At 71.9% G+C, this 18240-nt stretch carries 15 protein-coding genes and 1 tRNA gene; 9 read left to right on the top strand and 7 right to left on the bottom strand.

Annotated features, from left to right (window positions below):
* Positions 1-6: 6 nt before the first annotated feature.
* Entirely contained in the window at positions 7-3426 is a 3420-nt protein-coding gene (locus G514_RS0113325) for an error-prone DNA polymerase (protein WP_028652151.1), read from the top strand.
* 38 nt (positions 3427-3464) lie between these two features.
* Here G514_RS0113325 and G514_RS0113320 read toward each other — a convergent pair.
* Positions 3465-3553, bottom strand: a tRNA-Leu gene (locus tag G514_RS0113320).
* Between the two features lie 98 nt (positions 3554-3651).
* Between G514_RS0113320 and G514_RS0113315 the strand changes: the two genes are divergently transcribed.
* On the top strand, positions 3652-4962 hold the full coding sequence (locus tag G514_RS0113315; RefSeq protein WP_028652150.1) for a M20/M25/M40 family metallo-hydrolase: 1311 nt from the start codon (positions 3652-3654) through the stop codon (positions 4960-4962).
* Between the two features lie 16 nt (positions 4963-4978).
* On the opposite strand, the gene G514_RS0113310 is transcribed toward G514_RS0113315, so the two are convergent.
* Together G514_RS0113310 and G514_RS0113305 are read right to left on the bottom strand one after the other, a co-directional pair.
* Entirely contained in the window at positions 4979-5194 is a 216-nt protein-coding gene (locus tag G514_RS0113310) for a DUF5703 family protein (RefSeq protein WP_211222156.1), read from the bottom strand.
* Positions 5195-5199: 5 nt separating this feature from the next.
* Positions 5200-6150: an aldo/keto reductase gene (locus tag G514_RS0113305; RefSeq protein ID WP_028652148.1), complete on the bottom strand. Its 951-nt coding sequence runs from the start codon at positions 6148-6150 to the stop codon at positions 5200-5202.
* Positions 6151-6227: 77 nt separating this feature from the next.
* On the opposite strand from G514_RS0113305, the gene G514_RS0113300 reads away from it, so the two are divergent.
* Positions 6228-7055, top strand: coding sequence for an undecaprenyl-diphosphate phosphatase (locus G514_RS0113300; RefSeq protein WP_028652147.1), 828 nt, complete (start codon positions 6228-6230; stop codon positions 7053-7055).
* A 7-nt stretch (positions 7056-7062) separates the two neighbouring features.
* On the opposite strand, the gene corA is transcribed toward G514_RS0113300, so the two are convergent.
* Positions 7063-8043, bottom strand: a complete 981-nt coding sequence (gene corA / locus G514_RS0113295; protein ID WP_028652146.1) for a magnesium/cobalt transporter CorA — start codon at positions 8041-8043, stop codon at positions 7063-7065.
* 55 nt (positions 8044-8098) lie between these two features.
* Between corA and G514_RS0113290 the strand changes: the two genes are divergently transcribed.
* The 4 genes from G514_RS0113290 to mshC all read left to right on the top strand — a co-directional run bounded on the left by G514_RS0113290 (position 8099) and on the right by mshC (position 11512).
* On the top strand, positions 8099-8815 hold the full coding sequence (locus G514_RS0113290; RefSeq protein WP_028652145.1) for a histidine phosphatase family protein: 717 nt from the start codon (positions 8099-8101) through the stop codon (positions 8813-8815).
* Between the two features lie 22 nt (positions 8816-8837).
* Positions 8838-9422, top strand: a complete 585-nt coding sequence (locus G514_RS0113285; RefSeq protein WP_028652144.1) for a DUF3090 domain-containing protein — start codon at positions 8838-8840, stop codon at positions 9420-9422.
* 10 nt (positions 9423-9432) lie between these two features.
* Positions 9433-10203: an SCO1664 family protein gene (locus tag G514_RS0113280; RefSeq protein ID WP_028652143.1), complete on the top strand. Its 771-nt coding sequence runs from the start codon at positions 9433-9435 to the stop codon at positions 10201-10203.
* Between the two features lie 70 nt (positions 10204-10273).
* Positions 10274-11512, top strand: a complete 1239-nt coding sequence (mshC, locus tag G514_RS0113275) for a cysteine--1-D-myo-inosityl 2-amino-2-deoxy-alpha-D-glucopyranoside ligase (RefSeq protein ID WP_028652142.1) — start codon at positions 10274-10276, stop codon at positions 11510-11512.
* A 121-nt stretch (positions 11513-11633) separates the two neighbouring features.
* Here the strand turns inward: mshC and G514_RS0113270 are convergent, their stop codons facing one another.
* Positions 11634-12482 carry a PAC2 family protein gene (locus G514_RS0113270; RefSeq protein ID WP_028652141.1) on the bottom strand — a complete coding sequence of 283 codons (849 nt, stop codon included), beginning with the start codon at positions 12480-12482 and terminating at the stop codon, positions 11634-11636.
* 253 nt (positions 12483-12735) lie between these two features.
* Here G514_RS0113270 and metH point away from each other — a divergent pair, with 253 nt between their 5' ends.
* Positions 12736-16380 (top strand): methionine synthase, encoded by a 3645-nt coding sequence (metH, locus tag G514_RS0113265; protein WP_245582223.1) that lies wholly within the window; start codon positions 12736-12738, stop codon positions 16378-16380.
* 11 nt (positions 16381-16391) lie between these two features.
* A complete protein-coding gene (locus G514_RS0113260; protein ID WP_245582200.1) occupies positions 16392-17045 on the top strand; it encodes an HAD family hydrolase in 654 nt (217 codons plus the stop codon).
* On the opposite strand, the gene G514_RS0113255 is transcribed toward G514_RS0113260, so the two are convergent.
* Both G514_RS0113255 and G514_RS26655 read right to left on the bottom strand, forming a co-directional pair.
* Positions 17023-17205, bottom strand: a complete 183-nt coding sequence (locus tag G514_RS0113255) for a hypothetical protein (RefSeq protein WP_028652138.1) — start codon at positions 17203-17205, stop codon at positions 17023-17025. The genes G514_RS0113260 and G514_RS0113255 overlap by 23 nt on opposite strands.
* Positions 17206-17290: 85 nt before the next feature.
* A complete protein-coding gene (locus G514_RS26655) occupies positions 17291-18190 on the bottom strand; it encodes a RecB family exonuclease (protein ID WP_084152085.1) in 900 nt (299 codons plus the stop codon).
* Between the last annotated feature and the right edge of the window lie 50 nt (positions 18191-18240).

The raw sequence follows: 18240 nt of genomic DNA, 5'->3' as shown, positions 1-18240 counted from the left end.
CGACTGATGGGCTGGAACAACCCCGCGATGTCGTGGAAGGAGCTCGAGCGCCGCCTCACCGGCCTGCCGGGCGCCGACGACGCGCCCGTCTCCCGGCGCAAGCGACGGCGCGCCGAGCCGCGGGGCGCGGTGCCGGCGACGCTCGCCGACCGCACGCCGTACGCCGAGCTGCACTGCCACAGCCACTACAGCTTCCTCGACGGCGCGTCGTCGCCCGCCCAGCTGGTCGACGAGGCGGTCCGGCTGGGGCTGCACGCCCTCGCGATCACCGACCACGACGGCTTCCACGGTGCGCCGATGCTCGCCGAGGCGGCGGCCGCCTACCCGGCCGCGCCGCTGCGCACCGTCTACGGCGCCGAGCTCTCGCTGGGGCTCAGCGGTCCGCAGAACGGCGTGCCCGACCCCGAGGGCGGTCATCTGCTCCTGCTCGCCCGTGGCGTCGAGGGCTACCACCGGCTGGCCGCCGCGATGACGTCGGCGCACCTGCGCGGCGACGAGAAGGGCCGGCCGGTCTACGACCTCGACGAGCTCGCAGACCGCGGCCGGGGTCACTGGGTGGCGCTCACCGGCTGCCGCAAGGGCACGGTCCGCACGGCGCTCGCCGCTGGAGGTCCGCGGGCTGCGGCCGAGGAGCTCGACCGGCTGACCAGGCTGTTCGGCATCGACCACGTCGTCGTCGAGCTGTCGCCGAGCCCGCACCCGGCCGCCGACGAGACCAACCGCCTGCTGGCCGGCCTGGCGCGAGACCACGGCCTGCCGGTCCTCGCCGCCGGCAACGTGCACCACGCGACCCCGGAGTCGGCGCGGCTGGCCTCGGCGATGTCCGCCGTCCGCGCCCGACGCAGCCTCGCCGACATGGACGGCTGGCTCGACCTGTCGGGCACGGCCCACCTGCGCAGCGGTGCCGAGGTCGCCCGGGCGCTGCGTCGTTGGTCCGACGCCGTCCCGCGCAGCGTCGAGCTCGCCGACGAGCTGGCGTTCGACCTGCTCAAGGCCTCGCCGCGGCTGCCGAAGCACCGCATCCCCGAGGGCCACACCGCCGACTCGTGGCTGCGCGAGCTCGTGTGGCGGGGCTTCGAGGAGCGCTACGCCGGGCTGCCCCACGCCGAGACGGCGCGGGAGCGGATCGAGCACGAGCTCCGGGTGGTGGCCGAGAAGGACTTCTCCGGCTACTTCGTCATCGTCCACGACATCGTCGACTTCGCCCGCGGCCAGGGGATCCTGTGCCAGGGCCGCGGGTCGGCGGCGAGCTCCGCGATCTGCTACGCCCTCGGCATCACCGCGGTCGACGCCGTCTTCTACCGGCTGCCCTTCGAGCGGTTCATCTCCGCGCACCGCGACGAGGAGCCCGACATCGACGTCGACTTCGACTCCGACCGCCGCGAGGAGGTCATCCAGTGGGTCTACGACACCTACGGCCGCCACAACGCGGCCCAGGTCGCCAACGTGATCACCTACCGGCCGCGGATGGCGGTGCGCGACGCGGCCAAGGCGCTCGGGCACTCCCAGGGCCAGCAGGACGCCTGGTCCAAGCAGATCGACGGCTGGCACGCCGTGGTGACCGGCGACCAGGGCGACACGACCGCCCACGACGTCCCTGCCCCCGTCGTGGCGCTCGCCGAGCAGCTGATGGGAGCGCCCAGGCACCTCGGCATCCACTCCGGCGGCATGGTGCTCACCGAGCGGCCGATCGGCGAGGTGTGCCCGATCGAGAGAGCGCGGATGGACAAGCGGACCGTCCTGCAGTGGGACAAGGACGCCTGCGAGGCGATGGGTCTGGTGAAGTTCGACCTGCTCGGCCTCGGGATGCTCGGCGCACTCGACCACATGATGAAGCTCACCGCCGAGCACACGGGGGAGTCGTGGGACCTCGCGACCATGCCCAAGGAGGAGCCGGCCGTCTACGACATGCTCTGCCGGGCCGACTCGGTCGGGGTCTTCCAGGTCGAGAGCAGGGCCCAGATCGGCACTCTTCCGCGTCTGCGGCCGCGCGAGTTCTACGACCTGGCGATCGAGATCGCGCTGATCCGGCCCGGGCCGATCCAGGGCGGCGCCGTGCACCCCTACGTGCGGCGGGCCACCGGGGTCGAGCCGGTGACCTACGAGCATCCCGACCTGATCCCCGTGCTCGAGCGGACCCGCGGCGTGCCGCTGTTCCAGGAGCAGCTGATGGCGATGGCCGTCGCGCTCGGTGACTGCACGAGGGACGACGCCGACCTGCTGCGCCGGGCGATGGGTTCCAAGCGCGGCGTCGAGCGGATCGAGTCGATCAAGGAGAAGCTGTACGCCGGTATGGCCCGCCGCGGCCTGGTGGGCGACGCCGCCGACGCGATCTACGTCAAGATCCTCTCGTTCGCCAACTTCGGCTTCGCCGAGTCGCACGCGCTGTCCTTCGCCCTGCTCGTCTACGCCAGCTCGTGGTTCAAGCTGCACTACCCGGCGGCATTCCTCGCAGGCCTGCTGCGCAACCAGCCGATGGGCTTCTACTCCCCGCAGTCACTGGTCGCCGACGCGCGCCGGCACGGGGTCGTCGTGCGCCGCCCCGACCTGGTCCGCTCCGCAGCCAAGGCCGACCTCGAGGTCGTGGACGACGCGACCGCCCCGGCCGCGACCGGCCTCGACGCGTGCCTGCAGCCCCATTTCGAGCGCACCGAGTGGCAGGCCGACAGCCCCGACCCCACGCTCACGCACCGGCGCGACGGGCGGCACGCCGTCCGCCTCGGCCTCGACTCCGTGCGCGGCATCGGCCTCGAGGTGGCCGAGCGGATCGTCGACGCGCGGCAGGAGGCGCCGTTCGCCGACGTCACCGACCTCTCCCGGCGCGCGAGCCTGACCTCGGCACAGCTGGAGGCGCTGGCCACGGCCGGGGCCTTCGACTCCTTCGGCCTCGACCGTCGCCAGGCGCTGTGGGCGGCCGGCGCGGCCGAGCGCCCCGACCACCTCGCGGGGTCCACGCCCGCCCCCGCGCCCCCGCCCCTGCCCGCGATGACCGACGTCGAGCTGACCCTCGCCGACCTGTGGGCGACCCGGATCTCACCCGAGCGGCATCCGGTCGAGCACCTGCGCGACGAGCTCACGCGCGCCGGCATCAAGTCGGTCAGCGACCTCCAGCAGGCCGAGCCCAACCGCCGCGTCCACGTCGCCGGCCTCGTGACGCACCGCCAGCGCCCCGGCACCGCCCAAGGCACGACGTTCCTCAACCTCGAGGACGAGACCGGCATGCTCAACGTCGTCTGCTCGGTCGGCGTCATGCGGGCGCACCGGCAGGCCGCCCGCAACCGGGTCGCGGTCGTCGTGCGCGGCATCCTCGAGCGCGAGGAGGGCGCGACCAACCTGATCGCCGACCGGGTCGAGGGCATCGACACCGTGGTGCCGGGTGCCGGCGCGGTGCTGCAGGCGCGGGCGCAGTCGCGCGACTTCCGCTGAGACTTCCCGCTGAGACTTCCGCTGAGAACGGGCCGTTCTGGTGTCCGAGGGGGGACTTGAACCCCCACGCCCGATAAAGGGCACTAGCACCTCAAGCTAGCGCGTCTGCCAATTCCGCCACCCGGACGAGTGCGACCGGAACGATAGCAAAGCAACACCCCCGGTCCCGCATCGCCGGTGCGTGCGGGAGGTGCCCGCCCACGGGGCGCGTGACATGCTCGGCACATGGCCCAGGACGGACAGGACAGCCCGGCGGAGTCCGAGGTCGTGGACCTGTGTCGCGAGCTGATCCGGATCGACACCTCCAACTTCGGCGACGACTCCGGGCCGGGGGAGCGGAAGGCGGCGGAGTACGTCGCCGGGCTGCTCGACGAGGTCGGCATCGAGGCCCGGCTCTACGAGTCCGACCCCGGTCGCACGTCGGTGATGGCGCGGTGGGGCGGCGACCAGGGCGATGGCCTGCTGCTGCACGGCCACCTCGACGTGGTGCCGGCGGAGGCGAGCGACTGGCGGCTCGACCCGTTCTCCGGCGAGGTCGAGGACGGCTACCTCTGGGGCCGGGGCGCGGTCGACATGAAGGACTTCGACGCGATGCTCCTGGCCGTCGTACGCCGGCGCCAGCGCGAGGGCCGGGTGCCGACCAGGCCGATCACCCTGTGCTTCACCGCCGACGAGGAGGCCGGCGGGCACCGCGGCGCCGAGGTGCTGATCAACGAGCACCGCGACGAGTTCGAGGGGGTCACCGACGCGGTCGGGGAGGTGGGCGGCTTCAGCACGACCGTCCGGGGCAGGCGGATCTACCTCATCGAGGCCGCCGAGAAGGGCATGGCCTGGATGCGGCTCACCGCGCGCGGCCGGGCCGGCCATGGCTCGATGATCAACGACGACAACGCCGTCGCACGCCTCAGTGCGGCGGTGGCCCGCCTCGGCGCCCACCAGTGGCCGATCCGGCTGACCCCGACGATGGAGGTGCTGCTCGGCACCGTCGCCGAGCTCGCCGGCACCGAGGTCACCCCGGAGAACGCCCGCGCGCTGGTCGAGGAGTTCGGCGGCGCCACCCGGATGCTCGGCGCGGTGATCAGCAACACCGTCAACCCGACGATGCTCTCGGCCGGCTACAAGGTCAACGTCATCCCGACCGAGGCCGTGGCCCACGTCGACGCCCGCTCGCTGCCCGGCTACGAGGAGGAGTTCTTCGACACCCTGAAGGAGCTCATCGGCGACGGCATCGACGTCAGCTACCTCTCCAACCAGGAGCCGTGGGAGACGCCGTACGACGGCGACGTGGTCGACGCCATGCACCGCAGTCTCCTGGCCGAGGACCCCGACGCGATCGTCGCGCCGTACCTCATGAGCGGCGGCACCGACGCCAAGCACTTCCGCAAGCTCGGGATGCGGTCCTACGGCTTCGCGCCGCTGCGGCTGCCGGCCGACCTCGACTTCACCGCGCTCTTCCACGGCGTCGACGAGCGGGTGCCGACGGACGCGCTGGAGTTCGGCGTGCGGGTGATGGACCGGTTCTTGGACGAGATCTGACGCCCCGGGGAGCGCCTCAGGCGGTGCGCACTGCCCGGATGATCTTGCGGCGCAGCACGACGCGCCGCGTGCCGTCGGCGGTGATGCGCACCCGGTCGAGCTCCCACCCGCCGTGCTCGGCTCGCTCGACGAGCAGCTTGGTGACCACGGTGCGCGGGAACTCGCGGGAGAAGGTCACCTTGTCGAACTCCCACTCGACGCCCCGGCTCAGCCTGTTGACCTGGCTGCGCACCGCGCTCACCTGCGCTCCGCCGAGACGTCGTCGAGGGCGTCCATCAGCTCGGGCGGCAGGGTCTTGTCCTCGACCGCGAGGGCCTGCCGGAGCTGGGCCGAGGTGCGGGCGCCGACGATCGGCGCGGTGACACCCGGCTGGTCGCGGACCCAGGCCAGCGCGACCTCGAGCGGCTTCCAGCCCAGCCCGTCGGCCGCCTTCACGACCGCCTCGACGATCGCCGAGGACGACTCGTCGCGGTAGCTGTCGACCCACTGGGACATGTCGGACGCGCCACGGGAGTCGGCGGGGGTGCCGGTGCGGTACTTGCCGGTGAGCACGCCGCGGCCCAGCGGCGACCACGGCAGGATGCCGAGGCCGAGCTCGATGGACGCGGGCGCCACCTCGTGCTCGATGCCGCGGTTGAGCAGGGAGTACTCGACCTGCGTCGAGACCAGCGGCGCCCGGCCCGGCACCGCCCGCTGCCAGGTGGCGGCCTGCGCGGTGCGCCAGCCGGACCAGTTCGAGACGCCGACGTACGCCGCCCGGCCGGTGGAGACCGCGGTGTCGAGCGCCGAGAGCGTCTCCTCGACCGGCGTCCCGTCCGACCAGACGTGGACCTGCCAGAGGTCCACCGAGTCGACCCCGAGCCGCTTCAGCGACAGGTCGAGGCAGCTCAGGAGGTAGCCGCGCGAGGTGTCCATGACCCGGGCACCCCGGCGGGTGCCGACGCCGGCCTTGGTCGCGAGCACGACGTCGCTGCGCGGGACGCCCCCGGCGAGCAGCTTGCCGAGCAGCTCCTCCGACGCGCCGCCGGCGTAGGTGTGCGCGGTGTCGAGCAGGGTGCCGCCGGCGTCGAGGAACGCGGTCAGCTGCTCGCGTGCCTCGTGCTCGTCGGTCTGGTTGCCCCAGGTCATCAGCCCCAGGCCGAGCCGCGAGACCAGGAGGCCGGAGCGACCCAGGGACCTCTGCTGCACGAGGCACACCGTAGCCGCCCTGTGGCAATCGGGGCGGCAGCGACCCGGGCTCGATCCGCTTCCGTACGCTGCGTCGCGTGGACTACTTCGACGCCGTGGTTCTCGGCGTGGTCGAGGGGCTGACCGAGTTCCTGCCCGTCTCGAGCACCGGCCACCTGACCATCGCCGAGAAGCTGCTCGGGCTCGAGGTCGACGACCCCGCGGTCACGGGCTACACCGCGGTCATCCAGATGGGCGCGATCGCCGCGGTGATCGTCTACTTCGCCCGCGACATCTGGAACATCATCAGGGCCTGGACCCTGGGGCTGGTGAAGTCGGAGTACCGCGGCCACCTCGACCATCGCATGGGGTGGTACGTCATCATCGCGACCATCCCGGTCGGCGTGGTCGGCCTGCTCGCCAAGGACCTCATCACCGGAGACCTGCGGTCCCTGTGGGTGGTCGCGATCGCGCTGATCGCCTGGAGCCTGGTGATGTACGCCGCGGAGCGGTTCGCGCGCCAGGACCGGCCCGAGCGCGACCTCGGCGTGAAGGACGCCGTCACGATCGGCCTCGCGCAGGCGGTCGCGCTGGTGCCAGGCATCTCGCGCTCCGGCGCGACGATCTCCGTCGGCCTGTTCCGGGGCCTCGACCGGGTCACCGCCACGAAGCTCAGCTTCTTCATGTCGATCCCGGCCCTGCTGGCCGCGGGCATCTACGAGCTCGGCGACGCGTTCTCCGGCGACATCGGCGTCGGTGAGGCGGTCGTCGGGGTGGTGGTCGCGTTCGTCGTCGCCTACGCGTCGATCGCCTGGCTGCTGCGCTTCGTCGCGCACCACTCGATCGCGTGGTTCGTGCCCTACCGCGTCGGCCTCGGCGTCCTGCTGCTGGTGCTGCTGAGCTCGGGCGTGATGTCACCGACGTGAGCCCGGCCTACAGCCAGCCGGACCTCTTGAACAGCACCCACAGCCCGCCGGAGATCGCGACCATCAGCAGCACCGCGAGCGGGTAGCCCACCCGCCAGCCCAGCTCGGGCATGTGGTCGAAGTTCATGCCGTAGACGCCGGCGATCAACGTCGGCGCGGCCGCGAGCGCGACGCCCGCGGAGATCTTCCGCATGTCGTCGTTCTGCTGCACGGTGATCCGCGCCAGGTGCGCGTCGAACGCCGTCGACAGCAGCGAGTCGAGGCTGTCGACGACCTCGACGGCCAGGTTGAGGTGGTCGAGCACGTCGCGGAAGAACGGCCCGGCCTCCCGCTCGACGCCGGGCACCAGCCCGTCGGCGAGCTTGCGCATCGGCTCGCGCAGCGGCAGCACCGCCCGGCGCACCTCGGCGATCTCGCGCTTGAGCACGTAGATCCGCGACGAGTCGTCGGTGCGGGCGGGGGAGAAGACCGAGCTCTCGATCTCGTCGACGTCGACCTGCAGCTCGTCGACGACGTCGGAGTAGCCGTCGACGGCGGTGTCGCAGACGGCGTAGATCACCGCGGACGGACCGTGGGTCAGCACCGCCTCCTGCCCCTCGAGCCGCGAGCGGGCGGAGTGCAGCTCCGAGCCGCGGCCGTGCCGGACCGTGACCACGAAGTCGCGTCCGGCGAACAGGTTGATCTCGCCGGTCTCGACGGCGTCCTCCTCGTCGACGTACCAGAGCGTCTTGAGGGTGAGGAACAGGCTGTCGCCGTAGCGCTCGAGCTTGGGTCGCTGGTGCGCCTTGAGCGCGTCCTCGACCGCCAGCCGGTGCAGCCCGAACGCCTCCGCGACGTCGGCGAGCTCGCCTTCGCTGGGCTTGTAGAGGCCGACCCAGACGAAGTCGCCGTCGTCGGCCGCCTCGGCCCGCAGCTTGTCGAACTCGTGGGGGAAGCAGTCGACCTCCACGCGCTGGCCCTTGCGGTAGAGCGCGCTGTCGACGATCACAAGAGGGACGGTAGCCCCCGTAGGTCGTCGGGTGGGGCGGCCTACGCTCCTCTGCGTGGCAACCGTGATCCTCGTCCGGCACGGCCGCACGACCGCCAACACCGCCGGTGTCCTCGCCGGCCGGACGGCGGGCGTGCGGCTCGACGACACCGGTGCGGCCCAGGCGGCCCGGACCGCCGAGCGGCTCGCCGCCGTCCCGCTCGCCGCCGTCGTGACCAGCCCGCTCGAGCGCTGCCGGCAGACCGCGAGGGCGATCCTCCGGGCCCAGGACGGGACGCCGGCCACCGCCACCGAGCGGGGCATCACCGAGTGCGACTACGGCGCCTGGCAGGGCCGGTCGCTGCGCGAGCTGGCCAAGGAGCCGCTCTGGAAGACGGTGCAGACCCAGCCGTCCGCGGCGGCGTTCCCGGACGGCGAGTCGATGGCGGCGATGCAGGCCCGCTCGGTCGCCGCCGTACGCCGCCTCGACGCGCTGTACGAGGCCGAGCACGGTGCCGGCGCGGTCTGGGTCGCGGTCAGCCACGGCGACATCATCAAGTCGGTCCTGGCGGACGCCCTGGGGATGCACCTCGACCTGTTCCAGCGGCTCCAGGTCGATCCCGCATCGGTCTCGATCGTGCGCTACACCGCCACCCGTCCCTACGTGCTCGCGACCAACACGCACGCCGGCGACCTGTCGTGGCTCAAGCCCCCGGCGAAGCCGGCGCGCCGCCGCAAGAAGGCCGACGACGCGGCGGTGGGCGGGGGTGCGGGGCCGGGCGCGCCCGCCTAGGAAGCGTGCCTAAGGTGATGTCATGCCGCTGATCCACGGATTCGACCCGCCGGAGCGCTTCGTCACCGGCACCGTGGGCGAGCCCGGGCAGCGCACGTTCTTCCTCCAGGCGCGCAGCGGCGCCCGCATCACCAGCGTCTCCCTCGAGAAGCAGCAGGTCGCGGCGCTCAGCGAGCGGATCGACCAGCTGCTCGACGAGGTGATGTCCAGCGACAGCACCCAGTCGGTGATCCCTGCCGTCGCGCCGCTCGGGCTGGAGGACTCCGACCCGCTGGAGCAGCCGATCGAGGAGGAGTTCCGCGCCGGCACGATGACGCTGTCGTGGGACCCCGACGACGAGCGGGTCGTCATCGAGGTCTTCCCCTACACCGAGGCGGCGGTGGTCAGCCCCGACCAGCTCGACGAGGAGCTCACCGAGCCCGAGCCCGACGAGGTGTTCCTGGTCCGGATCGACGCCGGCAGCGCCCGCGCCTTTGTCAAGCGCGCGGCCCAGGTGCTCGAGGCCGGCCGGCCGACCTGCCCGTTCTGCGGCAACCCGATCGACCCCGAGGGGCACCTGTGCGTCCGCGCCAACGGCTTCCGGCGGCGAGACCCCGGGGTGTCGTGAGCCGCCGGAGATGAGCGCTCCGACCGCCGAGCTCGAGCAGGGCGAGCTGGTGCTCCACGGCCGGATCATGCCGGCGTCCAACGCGACGTTCCTGGGCCAGATCGGAGACGTCAAGGTCGTCTACAAGCCGGTCGCGGGGGAGCGGCCGCTGTGGGACTTCCCGAACGGCACGCTCGCGGACCGCGAGGTGGCCGCCCGGCACGTCTCCGAGGCGCTCGGCTGGGAGGTCGTCCCGCCGACCTGGCTGCGCGACGGCCCGCACGGCCCCGGCATGGTGCAGGTCTGGCAGGAGCCGGACCCCGACCAGGAGGCCGTGACGCTGGTCGAGGAGGGCGCTACGCCGCCCGGGTGGAAGCACGTCTTCGACGGCGTGGACGGTCGCGACCTGCCAGTGTCGCTCGTCCACGAGGACTCCGAGCCGCTGCGACGGATGGCGGTCTTCGACGTGGTGGTCAACAACGCCGACCGCAAGGGCGGGCACGTGCTGGAGATGGCCGACGGGCACCGCTTCGGTGTCGACCACGGAGTCACCTTCCACGAGGAGCACAAGCTGCGCACCGTCCTGTGGGGCTGGCTCGGAGAGCCCGTGCCCGAGGACGACCTGGCCGCGGTGCTGCGCGTCGGCAAGGAGCTGTCGGGTGCCCTGGGCGACCTGCTGTCGGCCCACCTCACCGACGCCGAGCTCGACGCCCTGGCGGCGCGCTGCCGGCGGCTGGTCGACCGGGCCGTGATGCCGGCCCCGCGAGGGTCCTACCCGGCGATCCCCTGGCCGCCGTTCTGACCGCGCAGCCGGGTCGAAACCTTCCGCAGCCAATGCTGGAAGCTGCACACGTCACCTTTAGGCTTCCCGCATGCGTGCATGGCCGGCCCCCGAGGTGCCCCAGCTCCCGGTCACGGGACCTCCGGTGGCGCTCTTCGACACCGCGACGGGCGCCAAGGTCACGACTGCTCCGGACGGCCCGGCGCGGCTCTACGTCTGCGGCATCACGCCCTACGACGCCACGCACATGGGCCACGCGGCGACCTACGTCGCCTTCGACCTGCTCAACCGCGCCTGGCGCAACGCCGGCCACGAGGTGGTCTTCGTCGAGAACGTCACCGACGTCGACGACCCGCTGCTGGAGCGGGCCACCAAGGTCAACGTCGACTGGACCGAGCTGGCCGAGCGCGAGACCGAGCTGTTCCGCCAGGACATGCAAGCCCTACGGGTGCTGCCGCCGGACCACTTCATCGGCGCGGTCGAGTCGATCCCGCTCGCGGTGGGCCTCATCGAGCGGCTGCAGGAGTCCGGCTCGGTCTACCGCGTCGACGACGACCTCTACTTCTCGGTGACCGCGGACCCGGCGTTCGGCCAGGAGTCTGGCTTCGACCGCGACGCGATGCTGGAGATCTACCCCGAGCGCGGCGGCGACCCCGAGCGGCCCGGGAAGAAGGACCCGCTCGACTGCGTGGTGTGGCGCGGGCCGCGCGACGGCGAGCCGCACTGGGACAGCCCGCTCGGCCCGGGCCGGCCCGGCTGGCACATCGAGTGCGCGGCCATCGCCCGCGAGCACCTCGGCGTCGCGTTCGACGTGCAGGGCGGCGGCAGCGACCTCGTCTTCCCGCACCACGAGATGTGCGCCGGCCACGCGCAGGTCGCCGACCCGTCGGGGCCGTTCGCGAAGGTCTACAGCCACGCCGGGATGGTGGCCTACGACGGCGAGAAGATGTCGAAGTCGAAGGGCAACCTGGTCTTCGTCTCCGCGCTCCGCAACAGCGACGTCGACCCGATGGCGATCCGGCTGGTGCTCCTGCGCCACCACTTCCGCTCCGACTGGGAGTGGCTCGACAGCGACCTCTGGGACGCCGTCGACACGCTCGCGGACTGGCGGCGGGCCCTCTCCCTCGGCGCCGGCGCCCCCGCCGGGCCGGTCGTCACCGAGGTGCTGGCCGCCCTGGCCGACGACCTCGACGCCCCGCGAGCCGTCGCGGCCGTGCAGGCCTGGGTCGACGCGACCCTCGGCACCACCGGCCTCGCCGACACCTCCGACGAGGACGCCGCGCTGACCATCCACGCGCTGCTGGACGCCGCGCTGGGCTTGGCGCTGTAGGTCTCATGAGCCCCACGGGTCACAGGATTCACCGGGTACCCGAAGAAACTCCCGCTGACCTGATGGAGTTCCGTGCGGGCAGCGCCAGTTTCACCGGGTACCCGGTGAAACTGCCCCGCGGCTACTCCCCGCCCTGACGCCGCTTGAGGTAGCGCTCGAACTCCCGGGCGATGGCCTCGCCGGAGGCCTCGGGCAGCTCGGTGGTGTCGCGGGTCTCCTCGAGCGAGCGGACGTAGTCGGCGACGTCCTCGTCCTCCTCGGCGAGCTCGTCGACGCCGCGCTCCCAGGCGCGGGCGTCCTCGGGCAGGTCACCGAGCGGGATGCTGGCCTCCAGCAGGTCCTCGAGCTGCCCGAGCAGGGCCAGCGTGGCCTTGGGGCAGGGCGGCTGCGCGACGTAGTGCGGCACCGCCGCCCAGTAGGACACCGCCGGGATGTCGAGCTTGGAGCACGCGTCCTGGAGCACGCCGACGATGCCGGTCGGTCCTTCGTACGTCGACTGTTCGAGCTTGAGCCGGTCGACCAGCTCGGGCTCGGTGGCCGTGCCCGAGACCGGGATCGGCCGGGTGTGGGGAGTGTCGGCGAGCAGCGCCCCCAGCGTGACGACGAGCTGGCCGCCGAGGTCGTCGCAGGCCGCGAGCAGCTCGGCGCAGAACTGCCGCCACTTCATGTTCGGCTCGATCCCGCGCAGCAGGATGATGTCGCGGTCGAGGTCGGGCGGCGACGCGATCGCCAGCGTCGTCCCCGGCCAGGTGATCTGCCGGTGCCCGGCCGGGTCGGTGCCGACCAGGGGCCGGTTGACCTGGAAGTCGTAGAACTCGTCGGGGTCGATCGCGCCCACGACCCGCGCGTTCCACACCCGCATCAGGTGGTCGACGGCCGACGAGGCGGCGTCCGCGGCGTCGTTCCAGCCCTCGAACGCGGCGACGACGACCGGGTCGACGAGACCCTCGACCTCCTCGAGCTGAATCACACAGCGAGTCTAGGAGGCTGCCTGGTGTGGCTCGCCAATTCGGGCCGCGACTCGGCGCGGTGCCACCATGCGGGAATGGCGTCCAGCCCGTGGACGCTGTTCCTAGGCTTGTCACCCAACGCCCGCGAGGCCGTTGTACCTGCCGACCGGAGCGAGAGGAGGCACCGTGACCGACCAGCACGCATGGCGCCCCGACGCCACGGAGGCGCTGACCGCGGCGCTCCGTGAGCGGATCCTGGTCATCGACGGCGCCATGGGCACCGCGATCCAGCGTGACCGGCCCTCGGAGGAGGGCTACCGCGGCGAGCGGTTCGCCGACTGGCCCACCGACCTCCAGGGCAACAACGACCTGCTGACGCTGACCCAGCCCGAGATCATCGCCGGGATCCACCGCGAGTACCTCGACGCCGGCGCGGACATCATCGAGACCAACACGTTCAACGCGACCGCGGTCTCGCTCGCCGACTACGGCATGGAGGAGCTCGCCTACGAGCTCAACCACGAGTCGGCCCGCCTGGCGCGGCGGGCCGCCGACGAGGCGACCACCCCCGACCGGCCGCGCTACGTCGCCGGTGCGCTGGGCCCGACGACGCGCACCGCGTCCATCTCGCCCGACGTCAACGACCCCGCCGCCCGCAACATCAGCTTCGACCAGCTCGTCGCGGCGTACTCCGACGCCACCCGCGGGCTGCTCGACGGCGGCGCCGACCTGCTCTTCATCGAGACGATCTTCGACACCCTCAACGCCAAGGCGGCGATCTTCGCCGTCGAGACGGTCTTCGAGGACTGCGGGCGCCGCTGGCCGGTCATCGTCTCGGGCACCATCACCGACGCCTCCGGGCGCACGCTGTCCGGCCAGGTGACCGAGGCGTTCTGGGACTCGATCCGGCACGTCGACCCGATCGCGGTGGGGCTCAACTGCGCGCTGGGCGCCAAGGAGATGCGGCCCTACATCGCGGAGATGTCGCGGATCGCGGACTCCTTCGTCTCCTGCTACCCCAACGCCGGGCTGCCCAACGCGTTCGGCGAGTACGACGAGGCACCCGAGGAGACCGCAGCGATCATCCGCGAGTTCGCCGAGGCGGGCTACGTCAACCTGGTCGGCGGCTGCTGCGGCACCACGCCGGCGCACATCGCGGCCATCGCGGCCGCGGTCGAGGGCAAGGCGGCCCGCGAGACCCACGACCTGGCCCCGGCCATGCGGCTCTCGGGCCTCGAGCCGTTCACGCTCACCGAGGACAGCCTGTTCGTCAACGTCGGCGAGCGCACCAACATCACCGGCTCGGCCAAGTTCCGCAACCTGATCAAGGCCGGCGACTACGACACCGCGCTGTCGGTGGCCGCCCAGCAGGTCGAGAACGGCGCGCAGGTCATCGACGTCAACATGGACGAGGGGATGATCGACGGGGTCGCGGCCATGGACCGCTTCCTCAAGCTCGTCGCGTCCGAGCCCGACATCAGCCGGGTGCCGGTGATGGTCGACTCCTCCAAGTGGGAGGTCATCGAGGCCGGCCTCAAGAACGTCCAGGGCAAGCCGATCGTCAACTCGATCTCCATGAAGGAGGGCGAGGAGAAGTTCCGCGAGCAGGCCCGGCTGTGCCGCAAGTACGGCGCTGCGGCGGTCGTCATGGCCTTCGACGAGGACGGCCAGGCCGACAACCTCGAGCGCCGCAAGGCGATCTGCGAGCGCGCCTACCGGATCCTGGTCGACGAGGTCGGGTTCCCGCCCGAGGACATCATCTTCGACCCGAACGTGTTCGCGGTCGCGACCGGCATCGAGGAGCACGCGTCGTACGGCCTCGACTTCATCGAGGCGACGCGCTGGATCAAGCAGAACCTGCCCGGCGCCAAGGTGTCCGGCGGCATCTCCAACGTGAGCTTCTCCTTCCGGGGCAACAACCCCGTCCGCGAGGCGATCCACGCGGTGTTCCTCTACCACGCGATCGAGGCCGGGCTCGACATGGGCATCGTCAACGCCGGTGCGCTGGTCGTCTACGACCAGGTCGAGGCCGAGCTGCGCGAGCGCATCGAGGACGTCATCCTCAACCGCCGCCCGGACGCCGCGGAGCGGTTGCTCGAGATAGCCGAGGCGCACAACAAGCAGGGAGACGTCGTCGAGGCCGAGGCCGCCGAGTGGCGCAGCCTGCCGGTCGGCGAGCGGATCACCCACGCGCTGGTCAAGGGCATCGACACCTACGCCGAGAGCGACACCGAGGAGCTGCGCCAGGAGATCGCCGCGCGGGGCGGCCGCCCGATCGAGGTGATCGAGGGCCCGCTGATGGACGGCATGAACGTCGTCGGCGACCTGTTCGGCGCCGGCAAGATGTTCCTCCCGCAGGTGGTGAAGTCGGCGCGGGTGATGAAGAAGGCCGTCGCCTACCTCATCCCGTTCATCGAGCAGGAGAAGCTCGACAACCCGGAGTACGCCACCGCCAAGGACACCAACGGCACGATCGTGATGGCCACGGTCAAGGGCGACGTCCACGACATCGGCAAGAACATCGTCGGCGTCGTGCTGCAGTGCAACAACTACGAGGTCGTCGACCTCGGCGTGATGGTCCCGGCCCAGAAGATCCTCGACACCGCGGTCGAGATCGGCGCCGACGCCGTGGGCCTGTCCGGCCTGATCACGCCCTCGCTCGACGAGATGGTCCACGTGGCCGGTGAGATGCAGCGGCGCGGCTTCGAGATCCCGCTGATGATCGGCGGCGCGACCACCTCCCGCGCGCACACCGCGGTGAAGGTCGACGGCAAGTACGACGGTCCGGTCATCTGGGTCAAGGACGCCTCGCGCTCGGTGCCGACGCTGGCCGCGCTGCTCAGCGACGCCCAGCGGCCCCGGCTGATGGCCGAGGTGAAGGCCGACTACGACTCCCTGCGCGAGCGGCACGCCGCCAAGCACGACCGCCCGATGGTCACGCTGCAGCAGGCGCGCGACAACCGCACGCCGATCGACTGGGAGGGCTACGAGCCGCCGGCGCCCAAGGAGCCGGGCATCCACGTCCTCGAGGGCTACGACCTCGCCGAGCTGCGCGACTACATCGACTGGCAGCCGTTCTTCAACGCATGGGAGATGAAGGGCAAGTTCCCCGACATCCTCCACAACCCGGCGACCGGTGAGACCGCCCGGGCGCTGTACGACGACGCGCAGGCGATGCTCGACAAGGTCATCGCCGAGAAGTGGCTGACCGCGAACGCCGTGTTCGGCTTCTTCCCCGCGAGCGCGGTGGGCGACGACATCGAGCTCTACACCGACGAGTCCCGCTCCGAGGTGCTCACCACGCTGCACAACCTGCGCCAGCAGGGCGAGCACCGCGACGGCGTCCCGAACCGCTCGCTCGGCGACTTCGTCGCGCCGCGCGAGACCGGGCTGCCCGACCACGTGGGCGCGTTCGCCGTGACCGCGGGGCTGGGCGCCCAAGATCGGATCATGGACTTCAAGAAGGCCAACGACGACTACTCGGCGATCCTGCTCGAGTCGCTCGCGGACCGGCTCGCGGAGGCCTTCGCCGAGCGGCTGCACCAGCGGGTCCGCACCGAGTTCTGGGGGCACGTGCCCGACGAGGACCTCGACAACGAGGCGCTGATCGCCGAGAAGTACCAAGGCATCCGTCCGGCGCCCGGCTACCCGGCCTGTCCGGAGCACACCGAGAAGCAGACCCTGTGGGAGCTGCTCGACGTGCAGACCCGGACGGGCATCGAGCTGACCGAGAGCATGGCGATGTGGCCCGGGGCCGCGGTGTCGGGCTGGTACTTCAGCCACCCGCAGTCGCAGTACTTCGTGGTCGGCCGGCTCGCCCGCGACCAGGTCAAGGACTACGCCGGGCGCAAGGGCTGGACCGTCGCCGAGGCCGAGCGCTGGCTGTCGTCCAACCTCGGCTACGACCCGGACGACTAGGACGTGGCCTAGTGCGCGCGGTCCTCTGGGACATGGACGGCACGCTGGTCGACACCGAGCCGTACTGGATCGCGACCGAGTTCGCGATGGCCGAGAAGTACGACGCCACGTGGACCCGCGCCGACGCGATGGAGCTGGTCGGCAGCGACCTGGTCGACTCCGGCCGCTACATCCAGCGCGTCATGGGCCTCGACCTCTCGCCGGAGGCGATCGTCGAGGAGCTCCTCGACGGCGTCGTGGCCAAGGTCGAGCAGCAGGTGCCGTGGCGCCCGGGCGCGGTCGAGCTGCTCGACTCGCTGCGCGCCTCGGGCGTGCGGTGCGGCCTGGCCACGATGTCCTACCAGCGGTTCGTGGCGCCGATCCTGGCCCAGCTGCCGCCCGAGACGTTCGCGGTCGTCATGACCGGCGACCAGGTGGAGCAGGGCAAGCCGCACCCCGAGCCGTACCTCACCGCGGCGGCGGCGCTCGGCGCGCCTCCCGAGGAGTGCCTGGCCATCGAGGACTCCAACACGGGCGCGAAGTCGGCGGAGGCCGCCGGCTGCACCGTGCTGGTGGTGGAGAACCACGTGCGGGTGCTCGACGGGCCGGGCCGGGTGTTCAGGGACACCCTCGCCGGTCTGACCGTCGAGGAGCTGGCTCTGATCAGCCGTCCATCAGGCGGTTGATCACGGCCTGGACGTCACGGTCGAGGTGGTCGAGCCTGGCCTCGAGAGTGCTGCGTAGACCACCGATCTCGGCGCGCACCGCACGCAGGGTGAGGCTGATCATGGTCACCATCAGCGCGAAGAACCCGGCGATGAGCGTCCACGTCTGCGCGTCGTTCACGGCCAGCCTCCTTCCGCGTGTTCGTGCGGTCGTCGACCATCACCCTACGCCGGAGGAGGCCTGTGCCGGGCGGGTCATCCACAGCTCAGCGCCGTCCTCGCAGCCGGCGCCTGATGCGTCTCCAGCGCTGCCGCACCTGGCGCTTGAGACGGGCCCACGGCGACGGGGGCGCGGGCATCGGCAGCAGCTCGCCGCCCCAGGCGGGGCAGTGGGCCTTGAACGCGCACCAGTCGCACTGCTTGCCCCGGCTGGGCAGGAACTCGCCGGTCTCGCGGGCCAGCTCGATCGCCTCCCAGAGGGCGTCGACCTTGCGCTCGGTGGCCAGCAGGTCGGCCTCGTCGGGCTCGTAGCGCACGATCTCGCTCGTCGCGCCGAGGTAGACCAGCTGGAGCATGCGGGGGACCACCCCGCGGCTGCGCCACAGGATCAGGGCGTAGATGCGCAGCTGGAACAGCGCCTTGAACTCGAACCCCTCGGAGACTGCGCTTCCCGTCTTGTAGTCGACCACGCGCAGGGCGCCGTCGGGCCGCTCGTCGAGCCGGTCGACGATGCCGCGCAGCGACAGGCCGGAGTCGAGGGTCGCCTCGACGAACACCTCGCGCTCGGCCGGCTCGAGCCGGGTGGGGTCCTCCAGCACGAACCACTTGTCGAGCGCGGTGCGCGCCGAGTCGAGCCAGACCGGCTCGTCGAGGCCGGCCGCGACCTCGCGGGCCTGCCGCGACACCAGCTGGAGCTGGCGCCAGGCGGGCTCGAGCAGGCGGTGGGCCGCCGCGGGGGTCCGCTCGGCGGCCGGGAGGTCGAAGATCTCCTCCAGCACCTGGTGGACCAGCGTGCCGCGGACGGCGTCGGGGGAGGAGCCCTCGGGCAGCCGGTCGATGGTGCGGTAGCGGAACAGGAGCGGGCAGGCCAGGAAGTCGCCGGCACGGCTCGGGGACAGCACGCCACGGACCTTGCGGTCGATCGGTGCCGCGCTCATCGAGCCCATGACCCGCACCGTAGCCGTGGTCACCGACAGCGCCCGGGTCCAGGCTCGGG

Source organism: Nocardioides halotolerans DSM 19273 (assembly GCF_000422805.1).
GTDB lineage: Bacteria > Actinomycetota > Actinomycetes > Propionibacteriales > Nocardioidaceae > Nocardioides > Nocardioides halotolerans.
Note: the sequence above shows the minus strand (reverse complement) of the source record. Positions and strands in the feature narration are given on the sequence as shown.

Bases quoted from the DNA above. Each gene is read 5' to 3' on its own strand.
- G514_RS0113280 (WP_028652143.1), top strand. From the start codon at position 9,433: ATGAGCGCTCCGACCGCCGAGCTCGAGCAGGGCGAGCTGGTGCTCCAC.
- metH (WP_245582223.1), top strand. From the start codon at position 12,736: ATGGGCACCGCGATCCAGCGTGACCGGCCCTCGGAGGAGGGCTACCGC.
- G514_RS0113285 (WP_028652144.1), top strand. From the start codon at position 8,838: ATGCCGCTGATCCACGGATTCGACCCGCCGGAGCGCTTCGTCACCGGC.
- G514_RS0113325 (WP_028652151.1), top strand. From the start codon at position 7: ATGGGCTGGAACAACCCCGCGATGTCGTGGAAGGAGCTCGAGCGCCGC.
- G514_RS0113315 (WP_028652150.1), top strand. From the start codon at position 3,652: ATGGCCCAGGACGGACAGGACAGCCCGGCGGAGTCCGAGGTCGTGGAC.
- mshC (WP_028652142.1), top strand. From the start codon at position 10,274: ATGCGTGCATGGCCGGCCCCCGAGGTGCCCCAGCTCCCGGTCACGGGA.
- G514_RS26655 (WP_084152085.1), bottom strand. From the start codon at position 18,190: ATGGGCTCGATGAGCGCGGCACCGATCGACCGCAAGGTCCGTGGCGTG.